The organism is Sagittula sp. P11 (assembly GCF_002814095.1).
Taxonomy (GTDB): Bacteria; Pseudomonadota; Alphaproteobacteria; order Rhodobacterales; family Rhodobacteraceae; genus Sagittula.
The window spans coordinates 2,296,573-2,313,822 of record NZ_CP021913.1 but is presented as its reverse complement, the minus strand read 5'-3'; the positions used below and the strand labels follow the sequence as shown (position 1 = coordinate 2,313,822).

Annotated in this window: 17 protein-coding genes; 5 read left to right on the top strand and 12 right to left on the bottom strand. The window is 67.8% G+C overall.

The annotated features are described in order from the left end of the window. Positions 1-127: 127 nt before the first annotated feature. The 3 genes from CDO87_RS11215 to CDO87_RS11205 form a co-directional block, all read right to left on the bottom strand. Positions 128-679 (bottom strand): NADPH-dependent FMN reductase, encoded by a 552-nt coding sequence (locus CDO87_RS11215; RefSeq protein ID WP_100928862.1) that lies wholly within the window; start codon positions 677-679, stop codon positions 128-130. Between the two features lie 141 nt (positions 680-820). After that, positions 821-1,492 carry an OmpA family protein gene (locus CDO87_RS11210; protein ID WP_198521698.1) on the bottom strand — a complete coding sequence of 224 codons (672 nt, stop codon included), beginning with the start codon at positions 1,490-1,492 and terminating at the stop codon, positions 821-823. 452 nt (positions 1,493-1,944) lie between these two features. After that, positions 1,945-2,832 (bottom strand): sulfotransferase domain-containing protein, encoded by an 888-nt coding sequence (locus CDO87_RS11205; RefSeq protein ID WP_157814972.1) that lies wholly within the window; start codon positions 2,830-2,832, stop codon positions 1,945-1,947. A gap of 194 nt (positions 2,833-3,026) precedes the next feature. On the opposite strand from CDO87_RS11205, the gene CDO87_RS11200 reads away from it, so the two are divergent. Then, positions 3,027-3,335 (top strand): SH3 domain-containing protein, encoded by a 309-nt coding sequence (locus CDO87_RS11200; protein ID WP_100928859.1) that lies wholly within the window; start codon positions 3,027-3,029, stop codon positions 3,333-3,335. A 15-nt stretch (positions 3,336-3,350) separates the two neighbouring features. On the opposite strand, the gene CDO87_RS11195 is transcribed toward CDO87_RS11200, so the two are convergent. Then, positions 3,351-3,842 carry a heme-degrading domain-containing protein gene (locus CDO87_RS11195; RefSeq protein WP_100928858.1) on the bottom strand — a complete coding sequence of 164 codons (492 nt, stop codon included), beginning with the start codon at positions 3,840-3,842 and terminating at the stop codon, positions 3,351-3,353. A gap of 62 nt (positions 3,843-3,904) precedes the next feature. Continuing rightward, the gene (locus tag CDO87_RS11190; protein ID WP_100928857.1) at positions 3,905-4,747 is read right to left on the bottom strand and encodes a methylated-DNA--[protein]-cysteine S-methyltransferase; all 843 of its coding nucleotides are present in this window, start codon (positions 4,745-4,747) and stop codon (positions 3,905-3,907) included. Between the two features lie 219 nt (positions 4,748-4,966). Between CDO87_RS11190 and nth the strand changes: the two genes are divergently transcribed. The 3 genes from nth (at position 4,967) to CDO87_RS11170 (ending at position 8,276) form a co-directional block, all read left to right on the top strand. Continuing rightward, positions 4,967-5,611: an endonuclease III gene (nth, locus tag CDO87_RS11185; RefSeq protein WP_100928856.1), complete on the top strand. Its 645-nt coding sequence runs from the start codon at positions 4,967-4,969 to the stop codon at positions 5,609-5,611. A 272-nt stretch (positions 5,612-5,883) separates the two neighbouring features. Next, positions 5,884-6,873, top strand: a complete 990-nt coding sequence (locus tag CDO87_RS11175; RefSeq protein ID WP_100928854.1) for an adenosine kinase — start codon at positions 5,884-5,886, stop codon at positions 6,871-6,873. 215 nt (positions 6,874-7,088) lie between these two features. After that, complete coding sequence (locus CDO87_RS11170) at positions 7,089-8,276, top strand: S8 family serine peptidase (RefSeq protein WP_100928853.1); 1,188 nt, start codon at positions 7,089-7,091, stop codon at positions 8,274-8,276. A 1-nt stretch (position 8,277) separates the two neighbouring features. On the opposite strand, the gene CDO87_RS11165 is transcribed toward CDO87_RS11170, so the two are convergent. From CDO87_RS11165 to CDO87_RS11140, 6 genes are all read right to left on the bottom strand, one after another. Beyond that, entirely contained in the window at positions 8,278-8,883 is a 606-nt protein-coding gene (locus tag CDO87_RS11165; RefSeq protein WP_100928852.1) for a pyridoxamine 5'-phosphate oxidase family protein, read from the bottom strand. After that, entirely contained in the window at positions 8,883-11,687 is a 2,805-nt protein-coding gene (gene polA, locus CDO87_RS11160) for a DNA polymerase I (RefSeq protein ID WP_100928851.1), read from the bottom strand. The genes CDO87_RS11165 and polA overlap by 1 nt, the downstream gene beginning before the upstream one ends. Before the next feature lie 111 nt (positions 11,688-11,798). Next, the gene (locus CDO87_RS11155) at positions 11,799-12,620 is read right to left on the bottom strand and encodes a glycosyltransferase (protein ID WP_100928850.1); all 822 of its coding nucleotides are present in this window, start codon (positions 12,618-12,620) and stop codon (positions 11,799-11,801) included. Positions 12,621-12,659: 39 nt separating this feature from the next. Continuing rightward, a complete protein-coding gene (locus CDO87_RS11150) occupies positions 12,660-12,839 on the bottom strand; it encodes a zinc-finger domain-containing protein (protein WP_100928849.1) in 180 nt (59 codons plus the stop codon). Positions 12,840-12,953: 114 nt separating this feature from the next. Further along, positions 12,954-13,610: a TIGR02117 family protein gene (locus CDO87_RS11145; RefSeq protein WP_100928848.1), complete on the bottom strand. Its 657-nt coding sequence runs from the start codon at positions 13,608-13,610 to the stop codon at positions 12,954-12,956. Positions 13,611-13,613: 3 nt separating this feature from the next. Then, positions 13,614-13,985 carry a histidine triad nucleotide-binding protein gene (locus tag CDO87_RS11140; protein WP_100928847.1) on the bottom strand — a complete coding sequence of 124 codons (372 nt, stop codon included), beginning with the start codon at positions 13,983-13,985 and terminating at the stop codon, positions 13,614-13,616. 137 nt (positions 13,986-14,122) lie between these two features. On the opposite strand from CDO87_RS11140, the gene CDO87_RS11135 reads away from it, so the two are divergent. Next, positions 14,123-15,502: an APC family permease gene (locus CDO87_RS11135; RefSeq protein ID WP_100928846.1), complete on the top strand. Its 1,380-nt coding sequence runs from the start codon at positions 14,123-14,125 to the stop codon at positions 15,500-15,502. A gap of 50 nt (positions 15,503-15,552) precedes the next feature. Here the strand turns inward: CDO87_RS11135 and CDO87_RS11130 are convergent, their stop codons facing one another. After that, positions 15,553-17,130, bottom strand: a complete 1,578-nt coding sequence (locus CDO87_RS11130; protein WP_100928845.1) for a DUF5928 domain-containing protein — start codon at positions 17,128-17,130, stop codon at positions 15,553-15,555. Positions 17,131-17,250: the final 120 nt, after the last annotated feature.

Genomic DNA, 17,250 nt, shown 5'->3' with positions numbered 1-17,250 from the left:
CGAAGATCCTCGCCCCCGCAAGGTCAGAGCCCCGCCAAAACCCGCGGCACCCTGCCCGCCCGCACCGCGCGCAGGCTTGACCCGATCTTCACGCCGATGTGCCGGGACGGGGCCCCACGCGCCTGATTCAGCCGCGCTTGGCTTCCGCCAGCCTGCGCAGATCCTCCATGAGCTCGGTCAGCAGCTTGATCCCCGTCTCGTCCTTGAGGCGGCCATCCTCGTCCCACTTGGTGGAGGTCTGGCCGACCATGACCTCCGGCCCGGGCAGGAGGTGCGGGCGGAAGGGGATCAGGCAGAGCCGCGCCTGCGCCTGCGACCGCGGCCCCCCGGCCATGCCGGCAGCAGCAGAGACCAGCGCCACGGGCTTGTCCCGCCACGGGTTGCCCTCGGTCCGGCTGATCCAGTCCAGCGCGTTCTTCAGCACCCCGGTGATGCCCTTGTTGTACTCCGGCGAGGCGACGATCACCGCATCGGCGGCGGCGATCCGGTCGGCGGCCTGCTGGACCTCCTCCGGGATGCCGGGGCCGTTCTCGATGTCGGCGTCATAGAGCGGGAAGCGCAGGTCCAGTTCGGTGTACTCCGCAGGGCCGAAGCGGCGGGCGGCCTCGTTCAGCAGCAGCCGGTTGGTGGAGGCGGCGCGGAGGGCGCCGCAGAGGCCGACAAGCTTCAGATCGGGCATGGTGTCTCCTGTCTGGGGTTTCGCGGCGGAACCCGCGCGAAAAATTGCAGTCGCCTCACAACATAAACGAAAAAGCGCCGCGGCAAGGCCACGGCGCTTCGGGAGGGCATCGGAGTGCCCGTCGGACGGATATCCGGAGGGTCAGGTCGCGTTCGGCAGGATGACGATTTCCACCCGGCGGTTCTGCTGCTTGCCCTGCGGCGTCAGGTTGGACGCGATGGGCTGGTCCTCGCCGCGGCCGATGACCTGAATGCGGCTGGCGGGCACGTTCTGCGCGAGGAAGACGTTGGCCACGGCCTGAGCCCGGCGCTGCGACAGCGAGAGGTTGTAGGCCGCGTCGCCATCGGAGTCGGTGTGGCCGATGATCTGCGTCGTGGTGTTCGGGTAGCGCAGGATCGACTGGGCCACGTCCTGAATGTCGCCCAGCAGGCCGCCGCTCAGGGTGGCGCTGTCGGTGGCGAACAGGATGTCCTGCGGCATGGTCACGATCAGGCGGTCGCCGGTGTTGCGGATATCGACCTGGGAACCGAGCTGCTGGCGCAGTTCGGCTTCCTGCTTGTCGAGCTGGTTGCCGATGGCGGCGCCTGCGGCGGCACCGATCAGGGCGCCGGCCAGAACGGAGCGGTTGCGCTCGCCCACGTCGCCGTTGCCGGCGGCCAGACGGCCCGCGACGGCACCGGTGGCGGCACCGGCCAGGGCGCCGGTCTTGGCCTGGCGGTTCGGGTCGTTCTCGTCGAAGAGCGCGCCGCCGGTGGTGCAGGCGGACAGGCCAAGCGCGGCCACGGTGGAAAGAAGGATGGACGAACGGATCATGATGTCTCTCATTGCCTCTCGTAGTTTCTGGCGCACCTTTCGAGGGCGCGTTGTTGTCCTGAAGGCTTAATGCCACAGGGAGGGGCAAGGTTCCCGAGAAAATCCACTCTTTCGCGGATGGGTGGCGGCAAATTGCCACCCGCTGGCAAGGAACGGGAGGTTTCGCGGCGAAACCTCTTTTATTAACAATTGGTTAACCCAGAAAAGCGGCAGATCACGCGGAACCGTTGCAGGCTGAAAGACTTGTCGCGGATGGCCCTCCGGAAGCGGGGCCCCGGGTGAGGCTTTGCCCCGGTACGAGACGGCGGCCGGAGAGTCGTCGCATGGCGCAAAGGTCCGGACCGCGCCCTCTCGGCACTTCGCATGGCGCGGGCCGGGGGCGTCGCGCGAGGCGGCAGGCGCCATGTTGCGGTGCAAGCCTGGGCTGACGCCCGAAGCCGAATCGTGATCGTTCAGCGCGGGACCGCGCGCCCTGCCCCGTTCTCCAGCCAAAACCGGTCTTCCGGGGACAGGCGGGCGTCCATCATGGCGTCATAGGCGGCCAGTTCCTCATCGGTCAGCACACCCTGCCATTGGCCGTGGGTGCCGCGATGGAAGAAATCGGAATCGGACCTCATGAATCCCTTGCCGCCCGAGGGGGCATAGCGGGCGGCGTTCCGCTTCATGTTGTCGAAGGTGGCGACCCCGGCAAGCCGCGCCATCAGCGGCGCGGGGTGCGGCGTGCCGAGAAGTGCCGCCACCCGTTCGAACGTCCCCGACAGGTCCCGCGTCATGTCGGCATAATGGAAGAGCGCGACGTTTGGCCGTCCGGCCAGCGCGCGGGCGGCCTCGTAATGCCTGAGGATATGGGCCAGCGGCACGGCATCGCAGTCGTAGCCGTCCGGCGCGCCCTCAAGGAAATGGCGGAAGGTCAGGCCCGCCCTGTCGTCCTGCGGATACCAGTCGTCGAACCACGGGACGGGAATGTTGCGGACGTGTTTGCTGAACGAGACATGCACATCCAGTGGATGCCGGAACACGCAGATGTACTGCGCGTGGTCGTCCAGAGGCAGCCCGTCCAGCGGCGTGTGGCTTTTCATGCTGCGGCGGTGCGGCATCGCGTCGAGCCGTGCGGTGACCTCTGCGATGTCGCGATGCCTGATGTCGATCCACGGCATGCGGATCGCCAGCTCCGTCTCGACCTCCGGATCGCCGGAGAGCAGAAGCGCAACGATGGTCTGCATCCATGTCGTGCCGCATTTGGGCGGGGTCACGACGATCACGTCGTCTGGCCGGAGCGTGACGGCATCCCAGCGGCTGCTGTCGGTCAGCGGCCCGAGGTAATGCGTGCGGCGGGTCATGGCGGAGGTGTCCTTGCGGGTCGGGACGGGCGGCGGGCGATGCGCCATGGTGCGCCGGGAGGGGCGTTTCGATCAACGGTATTGGCGGCGCGCAATTCCCCGCGCGTTTGCGTTCCGGCACGGTTTCCAGCGGCGCGCGCGCGGGCTAGACTGCGCGCAAGAACAACAAGACGACATCGAGCAGGAGTAATGGCATGCGCAAGGTGATCCTTGGGGCGATGGTGCCCGCCGTGGCGGCGGCGCTGGTTCTGGCGGGGGCAACCCCCGCGGCGGCACAGTGGCGGGAACGCTACGAGGTCTTCGGCGTCGAAGGCGACGACATGCTGAAGATGCGGGAAGGTCCGGGCACGGGTTACGTGGTGATCGTCGGCCTGCCGAACGGCACGGTGGTCCGGGTGCTGGACTGCCAGCGCACGGGGGCGACCAAGTGGTGCGAAGTGGGGCTGGACCGGGCGATGGGGCTGCGCGGCTTCGTCTCGGAGGCGTATCTGCGCAAGATGTGACCGGCCCCTTCCGGGTCAGTCCGGTCTTGGCAGCGGAATCTCCGCCATGCCGAGGTGCGCGGCGAGGGTGGCGGTCGCCAACTGGTGATCCTCGACCGAGGGCAGGCCGGAAACGGCGATGGCGGCGATCACGCCCATCCCGCGGAGCGTGACCGGAAAGCCGCCGCCGTGGTCGACAAAGTCCTCGTAGGGCAGACCGGCGTCGGGCCATTGCACGCGCCCGGAGCGTTCGAGTTCCAGCCCGACCCGCATGGAGGACTTCCACGTCCGGAGCACGGTGTTGCCCTTGCGGCGGCCCCATTCCTCGTTGTTGGGCGTGGCGCCGGGCAGCGTCGTAAAGAAATAGCGGCGGGCGGAGGAGCGTATCTCGATGGAGACGGGGGCGGCGATGGCCTGCGCGCGCTCGCGCAGGGCGCAGCCGATGGCAAAGGCCGTGTCCTCGTTGAAGGCGGGGAGCACGAGGGCGCGCTCCTGCTCCTTTATGGCGGCGATCAGGTCCTGCGGCATGGGCGCTCCTCCTCCGGGTGGGGCGGAGTTTAGGGGCGCTGGCCGGGTCTGCAAGGGGCTGCTCAGGCTTCGAGCCGCGCCGATTCCCATGCCAGCAGCGCGCGTTTCACCGGGATGCCCCAGTGGTAGCCGCCGAGCCCGCCGGATTTGCGCAGGGCGCGGTGGCAGGGGATCAGGAAGCTGATCGGGTTGCGGCCCACGGCGGTGCCCACGGCGCGCACGGCCTTCGGATGGCCGATGGCCTCGGCGATTTCCGAGTAGGTGGTGACATGGCCGGAGGGGATGCGCATGAGGGCCTCCCAGACCTTGATCTGGAAGGGCGCGCCGATCAGGAAGAGCGGCACCGGCCCCTCGGCCTGCTGGCCGAAGGCGGCGATCACCCAGGGGCGCAGGCGCATCGGGTCCTCGACATAGGTGGCGTTGGGCCAGCGGCCGGTGAGGTCCTGCATGGCGTGTTCCTCGGTCGTTTCCGCCGAGAAGGCGATGCCGCAGATGCCCTTGTCGGTGCCCATGACGAGCGCCGGGCCGAAGGGGCTTTCGAACCAGCCCCAGTAGATGGTGAGCCCCAGCCCGCCGCGGGCGAAGTCGCCGGGGCTCATCGCCTCCCACCTGAGGAAGAGGTCGTGCAGGCGGCCGCCGCCGGAGAGCCCGGTGGCGAGCGCGGTTTCCAGCGTGGTGAAACGGTCCTGCAGCAGCGCCTTGGCGTGGCCCAGGGTGAAGTACTGCTGCAGCCGCTTCGGCGAAACGCCCGCCCACTGGCTGAAGAGCCGCTGGAAGTGGGCGGGCGACATGCGCATCTCGGCCGCGAGCTGGTCGAGGGTGGCCTTCGGCCCGAGGCGGTCGACCGCCTCGATGGCGCGGGCCATGACGTGGTAGTGGTAGCTTTCGGTGTCGTCCCTGGGCATGGCGCTGGCTCCTTTGGGGGGAAGATAGCGTGGGGCGCGGGGGCTGCGCAGCCCGTTTCTTGCGGTTTTGGGCCCGGCCTGTCCGGGCGGCGCGGGATCCTTCGGGGCGGAGGGGGCGCTGCCCCCGCCTTCGGCCCCCCAGAGGTATTTTTGCCAAGATGAAGGGCGGGGGGCGGCGCGGTGCTTGCGGGCGGGCGCGCGAGCGGGCATGACGGTTTCATGGCCAGGCAGATGGATTATCACACCCTGCGTGAGGTGTTCTCGCGCTTCCGGGCGGCGGAGGCCGAGCCGAAGGGCGAACTGAACCACGTGAACGCCTACACGCTGGTGGTCGCGGTGGCGCTGTCGGCGCAGGCGACGGACGCGGGCGTGAACAAGGCGACGGCGGGGCTGTTCGCCGTGGCGGACACGCCGGAGAAGATGCTGGCGCTGGGCGAAGAGGGGCTGATCGAGCACATCAAGACGATCGGGCTGTTCCGCAACAAGGCGAAGAACGTCATCAAGCTGTCGCGCATCCTCGTGGAGGAGTACGGCGGCGAGGTGCCCTGTTCGCGCGCCGCGCTGGAATCGCTGCCCGGTGTGGGGCGGAAGACGGCGAATGTCGTGCTGAACATGTGGTGGCATTACCCGGCGCAGGCGGTGGACACGCATATCTTCCGGGTCGGCAACCGGACGGGGATCTGTCCGGGCAAGGACGTGGTCGCCGTGGAGCGGGCCATCGAGGATCACGTGCCGGTGGATTTCCAGCAGCACGCGCATCACTGGCTGATCCTGCACGGGCGCTACATCTGCGTGGCGCGTAAACCGAAATGCAAGGCGTGTCTCATAAACGATCTCTGCCCGTTCGAGGAAAAGACCGCATGAGCCATCGCGTGAACGTGCCCCACCGGGTGCCGCCGGCACCGGGGACCGGGGCCTGTCGTGCCGCTGTTCGTGGAACGGACGGCGGTTGGCGGAAGGCGGGTGCGGTTGTCGGGCTTACCGGACGGGCGGATGTCCGGGGCGCGTCCTTTGCGCAGATCGACCTGACTGAAATTTCCACCCGGATGGACGTCCTTCCGGTGGCGTGCACCCTGAGCCGCCCGGCCCGGGGCCTTGCCCGCCGCGCGGATGCCATCCTGCAGGAGTAAGACCTCATGAAGAAGTACCAGGTTGTCGGGATCGGCAACGCCATCGTCGATGTGCTGACCCGGGAGAGCGACAGGTTCCTCGACCTCATGGGCATCCAGAAGGGCATCATGCAACTGGTGGAGCGCGAACGCGCGGAACACCTTTACGGCGCGATGAAGGACCGGGTGGAGGCGCCCGGCGGCTCTGTCGCCAACACGCTGGCCGGGATCGGCGCCATGGGGCTCAGGACCGGGTTCATCGGGCGGGTGCGGGACGACGCGCTTGGCCGGTTCTACGCCGATGCCATGGCCGACGACGGCACCGATTTCGTCAACCCGCCGGTGGCGGGCGGCGAGCTGCCGACCTCGCGTTCGATGATCTTCGTCTCGCCCGACGGGGAGCGGTCGATGAACACCTACCTCGGGATCTCGGCCGAGCTGGCGCCGGAGGATGTCTCGGAGGAGGTGGCCGCGGAGGCGGAGATCCTGTTCCTCGAAGGCTACCTCTTCGACAAGGACAAGGGGAAAGAGGCCTTCCTGAAGGCGGCGCGGTCCTGCCGGGCGGCGGGCGGCAAGGTGGGCATCGCGATCTCCGACCCGTTCTGCGTGGAACGGCACCGGGAAGATTTCCTGCGGCTGATCGAGCACGAGATGGACTATGTCATCGGCAATGAGGCGGAGATCCGGTCGCTCTACGGCAACGACAACCTCGAGGCCGACCTGAAGGCGGTGGGCGCGATCTGCCCGCTGGTGGTCTGCACCCGGTCGGGCGACGGCGTGTCTGTGCTGCGGGACGGCACGCGGACGGACGTCCCGGTGGAAAAGATCGTGCCGGTGGATGCGACCGGGGCAGGCGACCAGTTCGCTGCCGGTTTCCTTTACGGTCTGGCGACCGGGCGCGACATGGCCACCGCCGGCCGCATGGGCACCGTCGCCGCGCGCGAGGTGATCGGCCACATGGGACCGCGTCCGGAGGCCAACGTCATGGGCCTGTTCCGTCAGAAGGGCCTGGTCTGAGGGGCGCATCGCGTGATGTGCCGGGGCGGCCTGCGCCCCGGTTCGCTGACCCCGATCCCGGCCCTGATCCCCGCCCTGACGCGGCGCCCGGCCCGGGGGTGCGGGCGCTCTGACGCCGGTTGGCGTCTTTTTTAACGCGCCATTCACGCGGACACCGTTCCGGCCCGTCGCCCGCGGATGTAGCCTGTGGACAGAGATTTTGTCCCGGGGATTTGATGTCCAGATTCATCGTGCTGCGCGACAGGGCCGACAATTGGCGTCGGCCATCCGTGCCGCTGAGTGCCTCGGTGGCACCGCGGGCGCCGGAGGCCGCGTCCGACCCGCTGATCGAATCCGTCGACCTCAGCCCCGCCGAGCTGCGCGACCTGGTGCGCGACCCGACCTGCCTGACGGTGGCGCCGGTGATGCCGACCCGGATCGTCAATCCCGAACCGCTGGACGACCTGAGGGCGGAGGACGCGGTGCCCGGCTGGGGCCTGCACGCGGTGGGCGCGGACTGGACCAATGCCACGGGGCACGGGGTTCGGCTGGCGCTTCTGGACACCGGCATCGACCGCAAGCACCCGGCCTTTGCCGGGGTGCGTCTGATCACCAAGGATTTCGTCGGGACAGGCGTGGGCGATGCGAACGGCCATGGCACGCATATGGCCGGGACGATCCTTGGCCGCGACCTGGGCGGCACGCGGATCGGGGTGGCGCGCGGGGTCGAGGATCTGTTCGTCGTCAAGACGCTGGCGGACAACGGCATGGGGCGGTCGGACGGGTTCATGCAGGCGGTGCTCTGGGCCGCCGGGGCAGAGGTGGACATCGCGGTCTTTGCGCTGAGTTTCGACATCGCCGCGCAGGTGGAGGCGCTGACCGCCGAGGGCTATCCGCGGGTGCAGGCAAACACGGCAGCGGTGAACGCCTATCGCGGCAACTTGCGGATCTTCGAGCTGGTGATGCAGATGATCTGCGCCGCCAAGGGCCCGCTGCTGCTGGGGGCCATCGGCAACGACAGCCTGCGGGTGATCTCTCCGGATTTCGAGACCGGGCCGGCGGCGCCCGCGGCGGCCCGCCACGTGCTGGCGGTGGGCGCCTGCGGGCCGGGGCCTGAGGGGCTGGAGCCCGCGGTCTTCTCCAACGCCGGGCCCGCGCTGGTGGCGCCGGGGGTGGGCATCATCTCGGCCAGCCTGGGCGGCGGGCTGAGGTCGCTGAACGGCAGTTCGATGGCGGCGGCCCACGCGGCGGGGGTGGCGGCGCTCTGGGTGGAGCAGATGCGCGGCGAGGGCGAGCGTGTCACCGCGCAGAGCCTTGCGGCGAAGCTGATCGGCACGGTCACGCGGCAGGGGCTTGTGCCGGGGCAGACGGTTCTGGACTGCGGGCACGGGCTGATCCAGGCGCCGAAGGGGCAGCTGGACTGAGTCAGCCCTCGGCCAGGCGGGCGCGGAGGGCCTGCACCTCGGCCTCAAGCTCGGCGATGCGGGCGTCGCGCTTGGCGATGCTGGCGGCGACGTCCTCTGCCTCGAACCGCTGGGGGATGTGCTGCGGGCAGTTCACGTCCCAGGCCTCGACCTCGATCAGCAGGGCGCGGTCGGCGCGGGCGCCTTCGGGGCGGAGCCGGGCGACGGTGGCGGGGTCGTCGGTGACGCGGGCCTTGCCCCAGATCTTCACGCGCTGGCGGTGCATGTAGTCGATCAGGAAAAGCTCGACCCGGGGATTTTCGGACAGGTTGCCGAGGGTGACGTACTGCCGGTTGCCGCGCAGGTCGGCCATGCCCAGCGTGCGGCTGTCGAGCACCCTGAGGAACCCCGGCGCGCCGCCGCGGTGCTGGACGTAGGGCTGGCCGTCGGCGCTGGCGGAGGCGAGGAAGACGCTGCGCTGCCGGGCGATGAAGGACTCGAGGTCGGCGGAGATGTCGATGGGCCATTCGGCGGTTTCGAACATCCCGCGCGAGCCAAGGCGGCGCTGCATTTCTTGCACGGCGGGGGTGAAGACCAGCCCGTCCGGGGAACGGTCGAAGTCGCCCATCAGTGCGCCTCTGCCCAGTTCGCCCCCTGCCCCGCGTCGACGACCAGCGGCACGTCGAGTTTCACCACCGGATCGCAGGCGTTCTGCATGACCTCGCGGGCCGCGTCGATCAGGTCGTCGGCGGCGCCGTCCTCGACCTCGAAGATCAGTTCGTCGTGCACCTGCAAAAGCATCTTCGCGGGGATCTTCGCGATGGCGTCGGGCATCCGGACCATGGCGCGGCGGATGATGTCGGCGGCGGTGCCCTGGATCGGTGCGTTGATCGCGGCGCGCTTGGCGAAACCGGCACGCGGGCCCTTGGCGCCGATCTCGGGCGTGTGGATGACGCGGCCGAACAGGGTCTCGACCCGCTTGTGTTCGGTGGCGAACTTCACCGTGTCGTCCATGTACTGCTTGATGCCGGGGAAGCGTTCGAAGTAGCGGTCGATGAAGCCCTGCGCCTCGCCGCGCGGAATGCGCAGGTTGCGGGCGAGGCCGAAGCCCGAGATGCCGTAGATCACGCCGAAGTTGATGGCCTTGGCCTGACGGCGGATGTCGGGGGTCATCTCGTCGAGCGGCACGTTGAACATCTCGCTCGCCGTCATGGCGTGAATGTCCAGACCGTCGCGGAAGGCCTCCTTCAGCGCGTCGATGTCGGCCATGTGGGCGAGGATGCGCAGTTCGATCTGGCTGTAGTCGAGGGAAACCAGCGTATGCCCTTCCGGCGCGACGAAGGCCTCGCGGATGCGGCGGCCTTCCTCCGAGCGGACGGGGATGTTCTGCAGGTTCGGATCGTTCGACGCCAGTCGCCCGGTGTTCGCACCCGCGATGGAATAGGAGGTGTGCACGCGCCCCGTGTCGGGGTTGATGTGTTCCTGCAGCGCGTCGGTGTAGGTCGACTTCAGCTTTGACAGCTGCCGCCAGTCGAGCACGCGGCCCGGCAGGTCGTGTTCCGTGGCGAGGTCTTCGAGCACGTCCGCAGGGGTGCTGTACTTGCCGTTCTTGCCGCGTTTGCCGCCGGGCAGGCTCATCTTCTCGAACAGGATGTCGCCAAGCTGTGCCGGAGAGCCGACGTTGAACTTCTCGCCCGCGAGCTCGTGGATCTCTTCCTCCAGCTCGGCCATCTTCTGCGCGAACTTGCCGGACATGCGGGACAGCGTGGCGCGGTCCACCTTGATGCCCTGCATTTCCATGGCCTTGAGCACGGGCACCAGCGGGCGTTCCAGCGTCTCGTAGACACGGGTGACGCGCGCGCGGTGCAGCTGCGGCTTGAAGGTCAGCGCGAGGCGCAGGGTGATGTCCGCATCCTCGGCGGCATAGCCGGTGGCCTTGTCGAGCGGCACGCGGTCGAAGGTGATCTGCCCCTTGCCGGTGCCCAGCAGGTCCTTGATCGGGATCGGGGTGTGCGAAAGGTAGCGTTCGGACAGCGTGTCCATGCCGTGCAGGTGTTCGCCGCCGTGCAGCGCGTAGGACATCAGCATCGTGTCGTCGATCGGCGCGATCTCGATCCCGTAGCGGGAGAAGATCTTTGCGTCGTATTTCATGTTCTGCCCGATCTTCATGACCGAGGCGTCTTCGAGCAGCGGCTTGAGCGCGTCGAGCGCCTGCTGCATGGGGATCTGGCCCTCGGCCTTGGCGTCGGAGGCGAAAAGCCCCTCGCCGCCGTCCTCTGCGAGGTGGGCGAGCGGGATGTAGCACGCTTCGCCCGGGGCGACCGCCAGCGAGATGCCGACGAGGTCGCAGAGCATTTCGTTGAGGCCGGTGGTCTCCGTGTCGACGGCGACGGTGCCGAGGTCCATGGCGCGGGCGATCCAGCGTTCGAGCGCCGCCATGTCCTGCACGCATTCGTAGGCGGCGGGGTCGATGGCGGGCCAGTCCGGCGCGGCCTCCGGCGTGTCCTGCTGGGCCGGTTCCGGGATGGCGGGCGCGTCCACCCCGGCGTTCTCGGCGATCCGCTTCGTCAGGGTGCGGAACTCCATCTTCGTCAGGAAGGCGAGCAGCGTGTCGGGATCGGGTTCCTTCACCTCGAGGTCGTCGAGGGTGAAGGGCAGCTCCATGTCGCAGTCGAGCTGCACGAGCTTCTTCGACAGTTCGATCTGGGCGCGCTTCTCGATCAGGGTCTCGCGGCGCTTGGGCTGCTTGATCTCTTCGGCGCGGTCCAGAAGCTCTTCGAGGGAGCCGAACTCGTTGATCAGGAGGGCGGCGGTCTTGATGCCGATGCCGGGCGCGCCGGGCACGTTGTCGACGGAATCGCCCGCAAGCGCCTGCACGTCCACCACGCGTTCCGGCCCGACGCCGAATTTCTCCATCACGCCTTCGCGGTCGATGCGCCTGTTCTTCATCGGGTCGAGCATTTCGACACCGTCGCCGACCAGCTGCATGAGGTCCTTGTCCGAGGACAGGATCGTGACCCGGCCGCCGGCCTTGCGCGCCATGCAGGCCAGTGTCGCCATGATGTCGTCTGCCTCGAATCCCTCGATCTCCTTGCAGGCGATGTTGAAGGCTTCGGTCGCTTCGCGGGTCAGGGGGATCTGCGGGCGCAGCTCTTCCGGCATGGCCTCGCGGTTGGCCTTGTAGTCCTCGTAGAGGTCGTTGCGGAAGGTGTGGCTGCCCTTGTCGAAGACGACGGCCACATGGGTCGGCGCGTCGGGGCCGTGGTTGTCCTCCACGTAGCGGTGCAGCATGTTGCAGAAGCCCGACACCGCGCCGATGGGCAGCCCGTCAGACTTGCGCGTCAGCGGCGGCAGCGCGTGGAAGGCGCGGAAGATGTAGGCCGATCCGTCGATCAGGTGCAGATGGCAGCCCTTGCCGAAAGTTTCCGCCATGGTGCATTTCTCCGCGCGTTGCTCCGTTTCCGGCGGGTGTGCCACGTTCCGGGCCGTTCTGCCAGTTCCGATCTGTCTTCCGGGCGACCGTGCGCCGGACGGGAGGGCGGCTCAGTTGCGGCTGATGCGCCCCTTGTCGAAGACGCCGAAGCGCGCGCGCATATGCTCGATGCAGGCGACGTTGAGCTGCCAGCGGTCCATGCCGTCGTGAACGAGGTCCAGCAAGGCGTCCACCTCGCGGATCAGCTTGCCGTCGACCACGGTGCTCTGGTCCGGGCCGCGGCGCGAGATGCCGGTGGGCACGACCGGGTGGCCGTTCTTCTGGAAGATGCCGGAGAGCCAGATGTCGTCCACCGCCCAGAACTTGTCCGGGATGTCATAGGCTTCCGCGTCGACGAAATGCGGCCGGATCAGCACGCCGCCCGCCCCCTCGGCGATGTCGGGCACGTAGCCGCCGGTGCGCAGCGGCCGCCACAGTCCGAGCGACGCAATCCGGCGCAGGCGGTACGAGAGGCTGTTGCGGCGGTGCATCCAGCGCTGTGCCCCTTCCCACTTGAGGGAGGAGCGCCAACGCTCGGCGATGACCGCCTCGGGGTGTCTTGCCGCGGTTTCCGTCAGGCGGGTCAGCCAGTCCGGATCGTAGGAGTAGTCGTCGTCGCAGTAGACAAGAAGCGCGTCCTGGTCGCGGTAACGCTCGACCGTCGGCAGGATCTTGGTGGCCGGGCCGTAGTCCGACCCGATCATGTGGACGTCGAGGCCGTCGGGCAGCAGCGCGGTGTCGAGCGTGCCGAATTCCGGGCGGCGGTAGGTCCGGGGGACGTTGATCTCGATCGCGTCGGGGCGGGTGTTCTGGGCCAGCAGGCTGTCGAGCGTGGCGGACAGGTAGGGCACGCGCGACGGAATCGTCGTCAGGGAAACAACCAGCTTGCTCAAATCAGTCACTCCGAATGGCGGATGTCGTGCGGCGCCCGCTCAGACCTTGCCTTCGAAGTCCTTGTGCACGAGCTTCGCATCGCAGTACGGGCATTCGACATAGCCCTTGTCCTCGGGGATCTGCAACCAGACGCGGGGATGACCCAGCGCGACGCCGCCGCCGTCGCAGGGGATGCGGTAGGCCTGAACGATGCGTGTTTCGGGGGCTTGCGTGGTCATGACGGTCCCTCATGGTCGATGGCATGTGACTCCGGGCGTTATGGCCGAACCCCGGCGCGGGGGCAATATGGCGCCGCAGCGGGTGGTTGACGCATGGCATCGGGTGTTGCCGGATCAATCCGCCTGGAAACGGGCCAGGGACAGCGTGACCGCAAAGGGGGTCGGCGTCCAGAGCCCGAAGCGGATGCCGGCGCGGTCCAGCACCTCCGCGACCCAGACGTTGCAGGTCCTGAACAGGTGAAAGCGGCCCGTGGCGGCGAAGAACCGGTCGTAGGGACCGAACCCGGCGTCCGGCACGGGATCGGGCGCGGGGGCAGAGGCGAGGATCGCATCCCGCAGGCGGGCATATTCCGCGGCGGTGAGGCGCAGGGGGCGGGCGCCGCTGCCGTCGCCCAGCCCGCCCGCGACGGAGACATGCAGCACCGCCTCGTCGCCGCTGACGGCGCGCCAGACGGTGGCGGCACCGAGGTCCGCATAGCTTTCTGTGGCGGTGTAGAAGGCGCGCGCGCCCCAGCCGACGACGATCCATTCGACACGCGGGTCGGAAAGCGGCACGCCCGCGCGTTCGGCAAAACCGAAGGCGGCGACGGTCGCCGGGTCGTCGGGCAGCAGGAAATCGTAATGGATCGGCCCGGACAGCAGCCAGACGGTCACCGGACCGTCGCCGCCGCCCGTCCGGTCATTGGGCCAGAGGGCGCCCGCGACGGCGGCCAGAAGGTACAGGCCCACCAGCGCGGGCGGCAGCAGAAGGAGCCGTCCGCGCCATGTCATGCCTCACGCGGCGGGTTCGAGCATCCGGCCCAGCGGGCGGCCGCCGAGGATGTGGACGTGCAGGTGCGGCACCTCCTGCACGGCATTGGCCCCGGCGTTGGAGATCAGCCGCCAGCCGTCGGCCTCCACCCCCTCCATCTCGCAGACCTTGCCGACGGTGCGCACGTAATCGGCGATCTCGGCGTCGGAGGCTTCCTGCGCGAAGTGGTCGAAGGTCACGTAGGCGCCCTTCGGAATGACCAGGATGTGCAGCGGCGCCTGCGGGCGGATGTCGCGGAAGGCGAGCGAATGCTCGGTCTCCAGCACCGTCTGGTTCGGGATCTCGCCACGAAGGATCTTGGCGAAGATGTTCTGGTCGTCGTAGCTGTAGGCCATGTGCGTCATCCTGCGGTATTCGGTTTGCCGCCATGAAGGCGGAAAAAGCGGGCCGGTGCAAGGTGCGGACGGGCGCAGGCGGGAACCCCCCACTGTGTCCGGGCGTTTTCCGGCACCAGCCAGAAAAGGGTGGCTCCATGGCATTCACTGAGAGCGACGGCAAGTCCGCATCCGGGCAGCCCGAGAACGGAGAGGCCGGATCGGACGGCAAGCTGAAGCGCGCCATCGGGCCGGGACTGCTGCTTCTGTTCATCGTGGGCGACGTGCTGGGCACCGGCATCTACGCGCTGACCGGCAAGGTCGCCGAAGAGGTCGGCGGCATCGTCTGGCTGCCCTTCCTCGTGGCCTTCGTCGTGGCGGGTCTGACCGCCTGCAGCTACCTCGAACTGGTGACGAAGTATCCCAAGGCCGCCGGTGCGGCGCTTTACACCGAAAAGGCCTTTGGCATCCACTTCGTCACCTTCCTCGTGGCCTTCGCGGTGATGTCGTCGGGACTGACGTCGTCCTCCACCGCCGCGCGCGCCTTTGCCGAGAACTTCTCGACCGGGTTCGGGCTGGAACTGGGCGGCTGGGCCGTCACGCTGGTGGGGCTGGTGTTCATCGCGGCGATTGCGCTGATCAACATGCGCGGTGTCGGGGAAAGCGTCTTGGTCAACGCGGTCTTCACCTGCATCGAACTGACCGGCCTTCTGATCATCGTGGGCATCGGCCTGTGGGTATTCGGCGCCGGAGAGGCGGACGTGTCGAAGGCCTTCGAGTTCGACAGCAGCGAAGGGGTGTTCTGGCCGGTGATCGCGGGCACGACGCTGGCGTTCTTTGCCATGGTCGGCTTCGAGGATTCGGTGAACATGGCCGAAGAGACGAAGGACCCCTCGCGCAGCTTCCCCAAGATGCTGTTCGCGGGTCTGACCATCGCCGCGGTTTTGTACCTCGTGGTGTCCATCGTCGCCATTTCCATCGTGCCGGTGGAAGAGCTTGCAGAGGGCGACACGCCGCTTCTGAAGGTGGTGGAAGCGGGCGCGCCGGGCTTTCCGCCGTGGATCTTCGGGCTGATCACGATGATCGCCGTGGGCAACTCGGCCCTGATCAACCTGCTGATGGCCAGCCGCCTGATCTACGGCATGAGCGAGGAAGGGGTGCTGCCCTCCGTGCTGGGCAAGGTGAATGCGTCGCGGCAGACGCCGGTGACGGCGATCCTGTTCACCTCGGTCCTGGCCGCCGGGCTGGTGACCTTCGTGGGCGCCGTGCCGGAGCTGGGCGGCACCACCGCCTTCCTGCTGCTGGGCGTCTTCACCGTGGTCAACGTCGCGGTGCTGGTTCTGCGGCGGGACAATGTCGACCACAAGCATTTCCGCACGCCGACCGCGCTGCCGGTGCTGGGCGCCCTGACCTGCGCCTTCCTGCTGGGACCGTGGACCGGGCGCGACCCGGCGCAATACATGATCGCGGCGGTCCTGCTGGGAATCGGCGTGGTGCTGTGGGGCGTGACGCGGCTGTGGATGGCGCGGAAGGACTAAGGGTTTCCGTGAGACCCTGGCGGGTCTTGCCGACTGTCGGCTGCGCCCGATCAGTCGGCGAAGAGGTGGTCGTGGCGCACGATGTCCTGCGCGACGCTTTCGGGCACGGTCAGGAACTCCGCCACGGCGCGGGCGCTGACCTCCATCGGGTCGATCTCGCGCATGTGGTTGTGATGCTCGAACCCCGCGTCGCGGATGCGGTCGCTTTCGTGGATCATGTCGTTGCGCACGGTGGGCAGAAGCCGCTCGATCGTCTCGCGCGGGGTGCGGGCACCGGCGAGGCCCACGCGCATGGCATGGCCGATCAGGTAGTCGTCGGAGAACTGACACTCCACCTCGAGGAAGCGGGTGGTGGACCGGTCGCGGCCGAAGTCCTCGAGCAGGTCGAGGTTGGCGGGGTCCATGCAGACCACGAGGCGGTCGGTCTCGTAATAGTCGAACAGCATCCGCATCAGCGCGCGGCGGTGGCGGTGGCGCTTGCCCATGGTCGACTGGATGCCGCCGAGGTCGGGCAGCGGGCAGCTTTCCTCGTTGAACAGATATTCGACGCAGGGGACGTTGGTCATCTTGCGGATGCGTTCGACCAGCCGCTTGGCGACGTGCCACTTCTTGCAGACGACGATGAGCAGTTCGCGGTCGCGCCCCAGCGAGCTTTCGGTTTCCCAGAAGCGCGGGGCGAAGCGGCGGCCGATGCGGCCCTTGGCGGAGAGGAACTTGAAGAGCGAGCGGCCCTCGTTCGAGATCTGGAACTTCACCCCCTCGGAGGAGAAGAGCACGCCGAGGCGGCGCTTCAGCTCGAGCGCCTCGGGGCTGATCTTGCGGGCGAAGAGGAAGTCCTGGCTGAGCAGCAGGTCGTAGTGGTCGTTGTAGAAGACCACGGGCATCCCGTACTCGGTGAACATGAGGAAGGTGAGCGTGCGGCTCTTGATCTCGGCCTCCGGGACGAGGTGGCGGACGAGGGTCTGGAAGAACGTCTCGTCCGGAATCCAGGTGGTCGAGAAGAAGCGCATGACGTCGCGCCGCTTTTTCGTGAAGTCGAGGATCCATTCGATGGTGCGCCGCCTGAGGCACCACCATTGCGAACCGATCATCACGTCGATGTCGGCGGGGATCGGGCGGGTCAGGCCAAGGCGCTGCTGAAGGTTGAACATCGCGTAGAAGCGTTTCTTCTGCGTGCGCTCGTTGAACCAGTGGCGATAGACCAGCCGCTCTTCCTTCCAGCCGGTCTTGATCCAGTCGGAGTTGAAGTAGTCGAAGCTCTCGATGAAGTCCTTGTCGTGCCGGTCGAGGAAGTCGTGGGTGTATTCCGCCGACTTGATCGCCATGCAGTCGCCCGAGAGCATGTAGAAATGCGTGGCGCGCGGGAAGGCATCGACCGCGGCCTCGACCGCGTTGAGGGTGGCGGCGACCAGCGACCATTCCCCCCAGCCGCACTTCAGCCGCTTGCGGGCGAAGGTGACGTTGGGATTTTCACGCAGCGCGGCGCGGATCTTGGCGTAGTCCTCGGGCCGGGCGCGGGCGTCGAAATGGATCGACATGTAATCGCCCGCCGCGGTCAGGCTTTGTGCCTGGCGGATGATCGCGTCCGGCTCCTTGTGGCACAGAAGGATGAAGGCAATTTTCGCCATTCAGTAAACGGTCTGCCCTAGTTTTGCCCGATTGTTTATGTTGATAGATGTGAACGGGCGTTGAATAAACCTGCTTTATTTGATTTTTTGAAGCGGGTTCGACCGCCCACAGAACAAAAT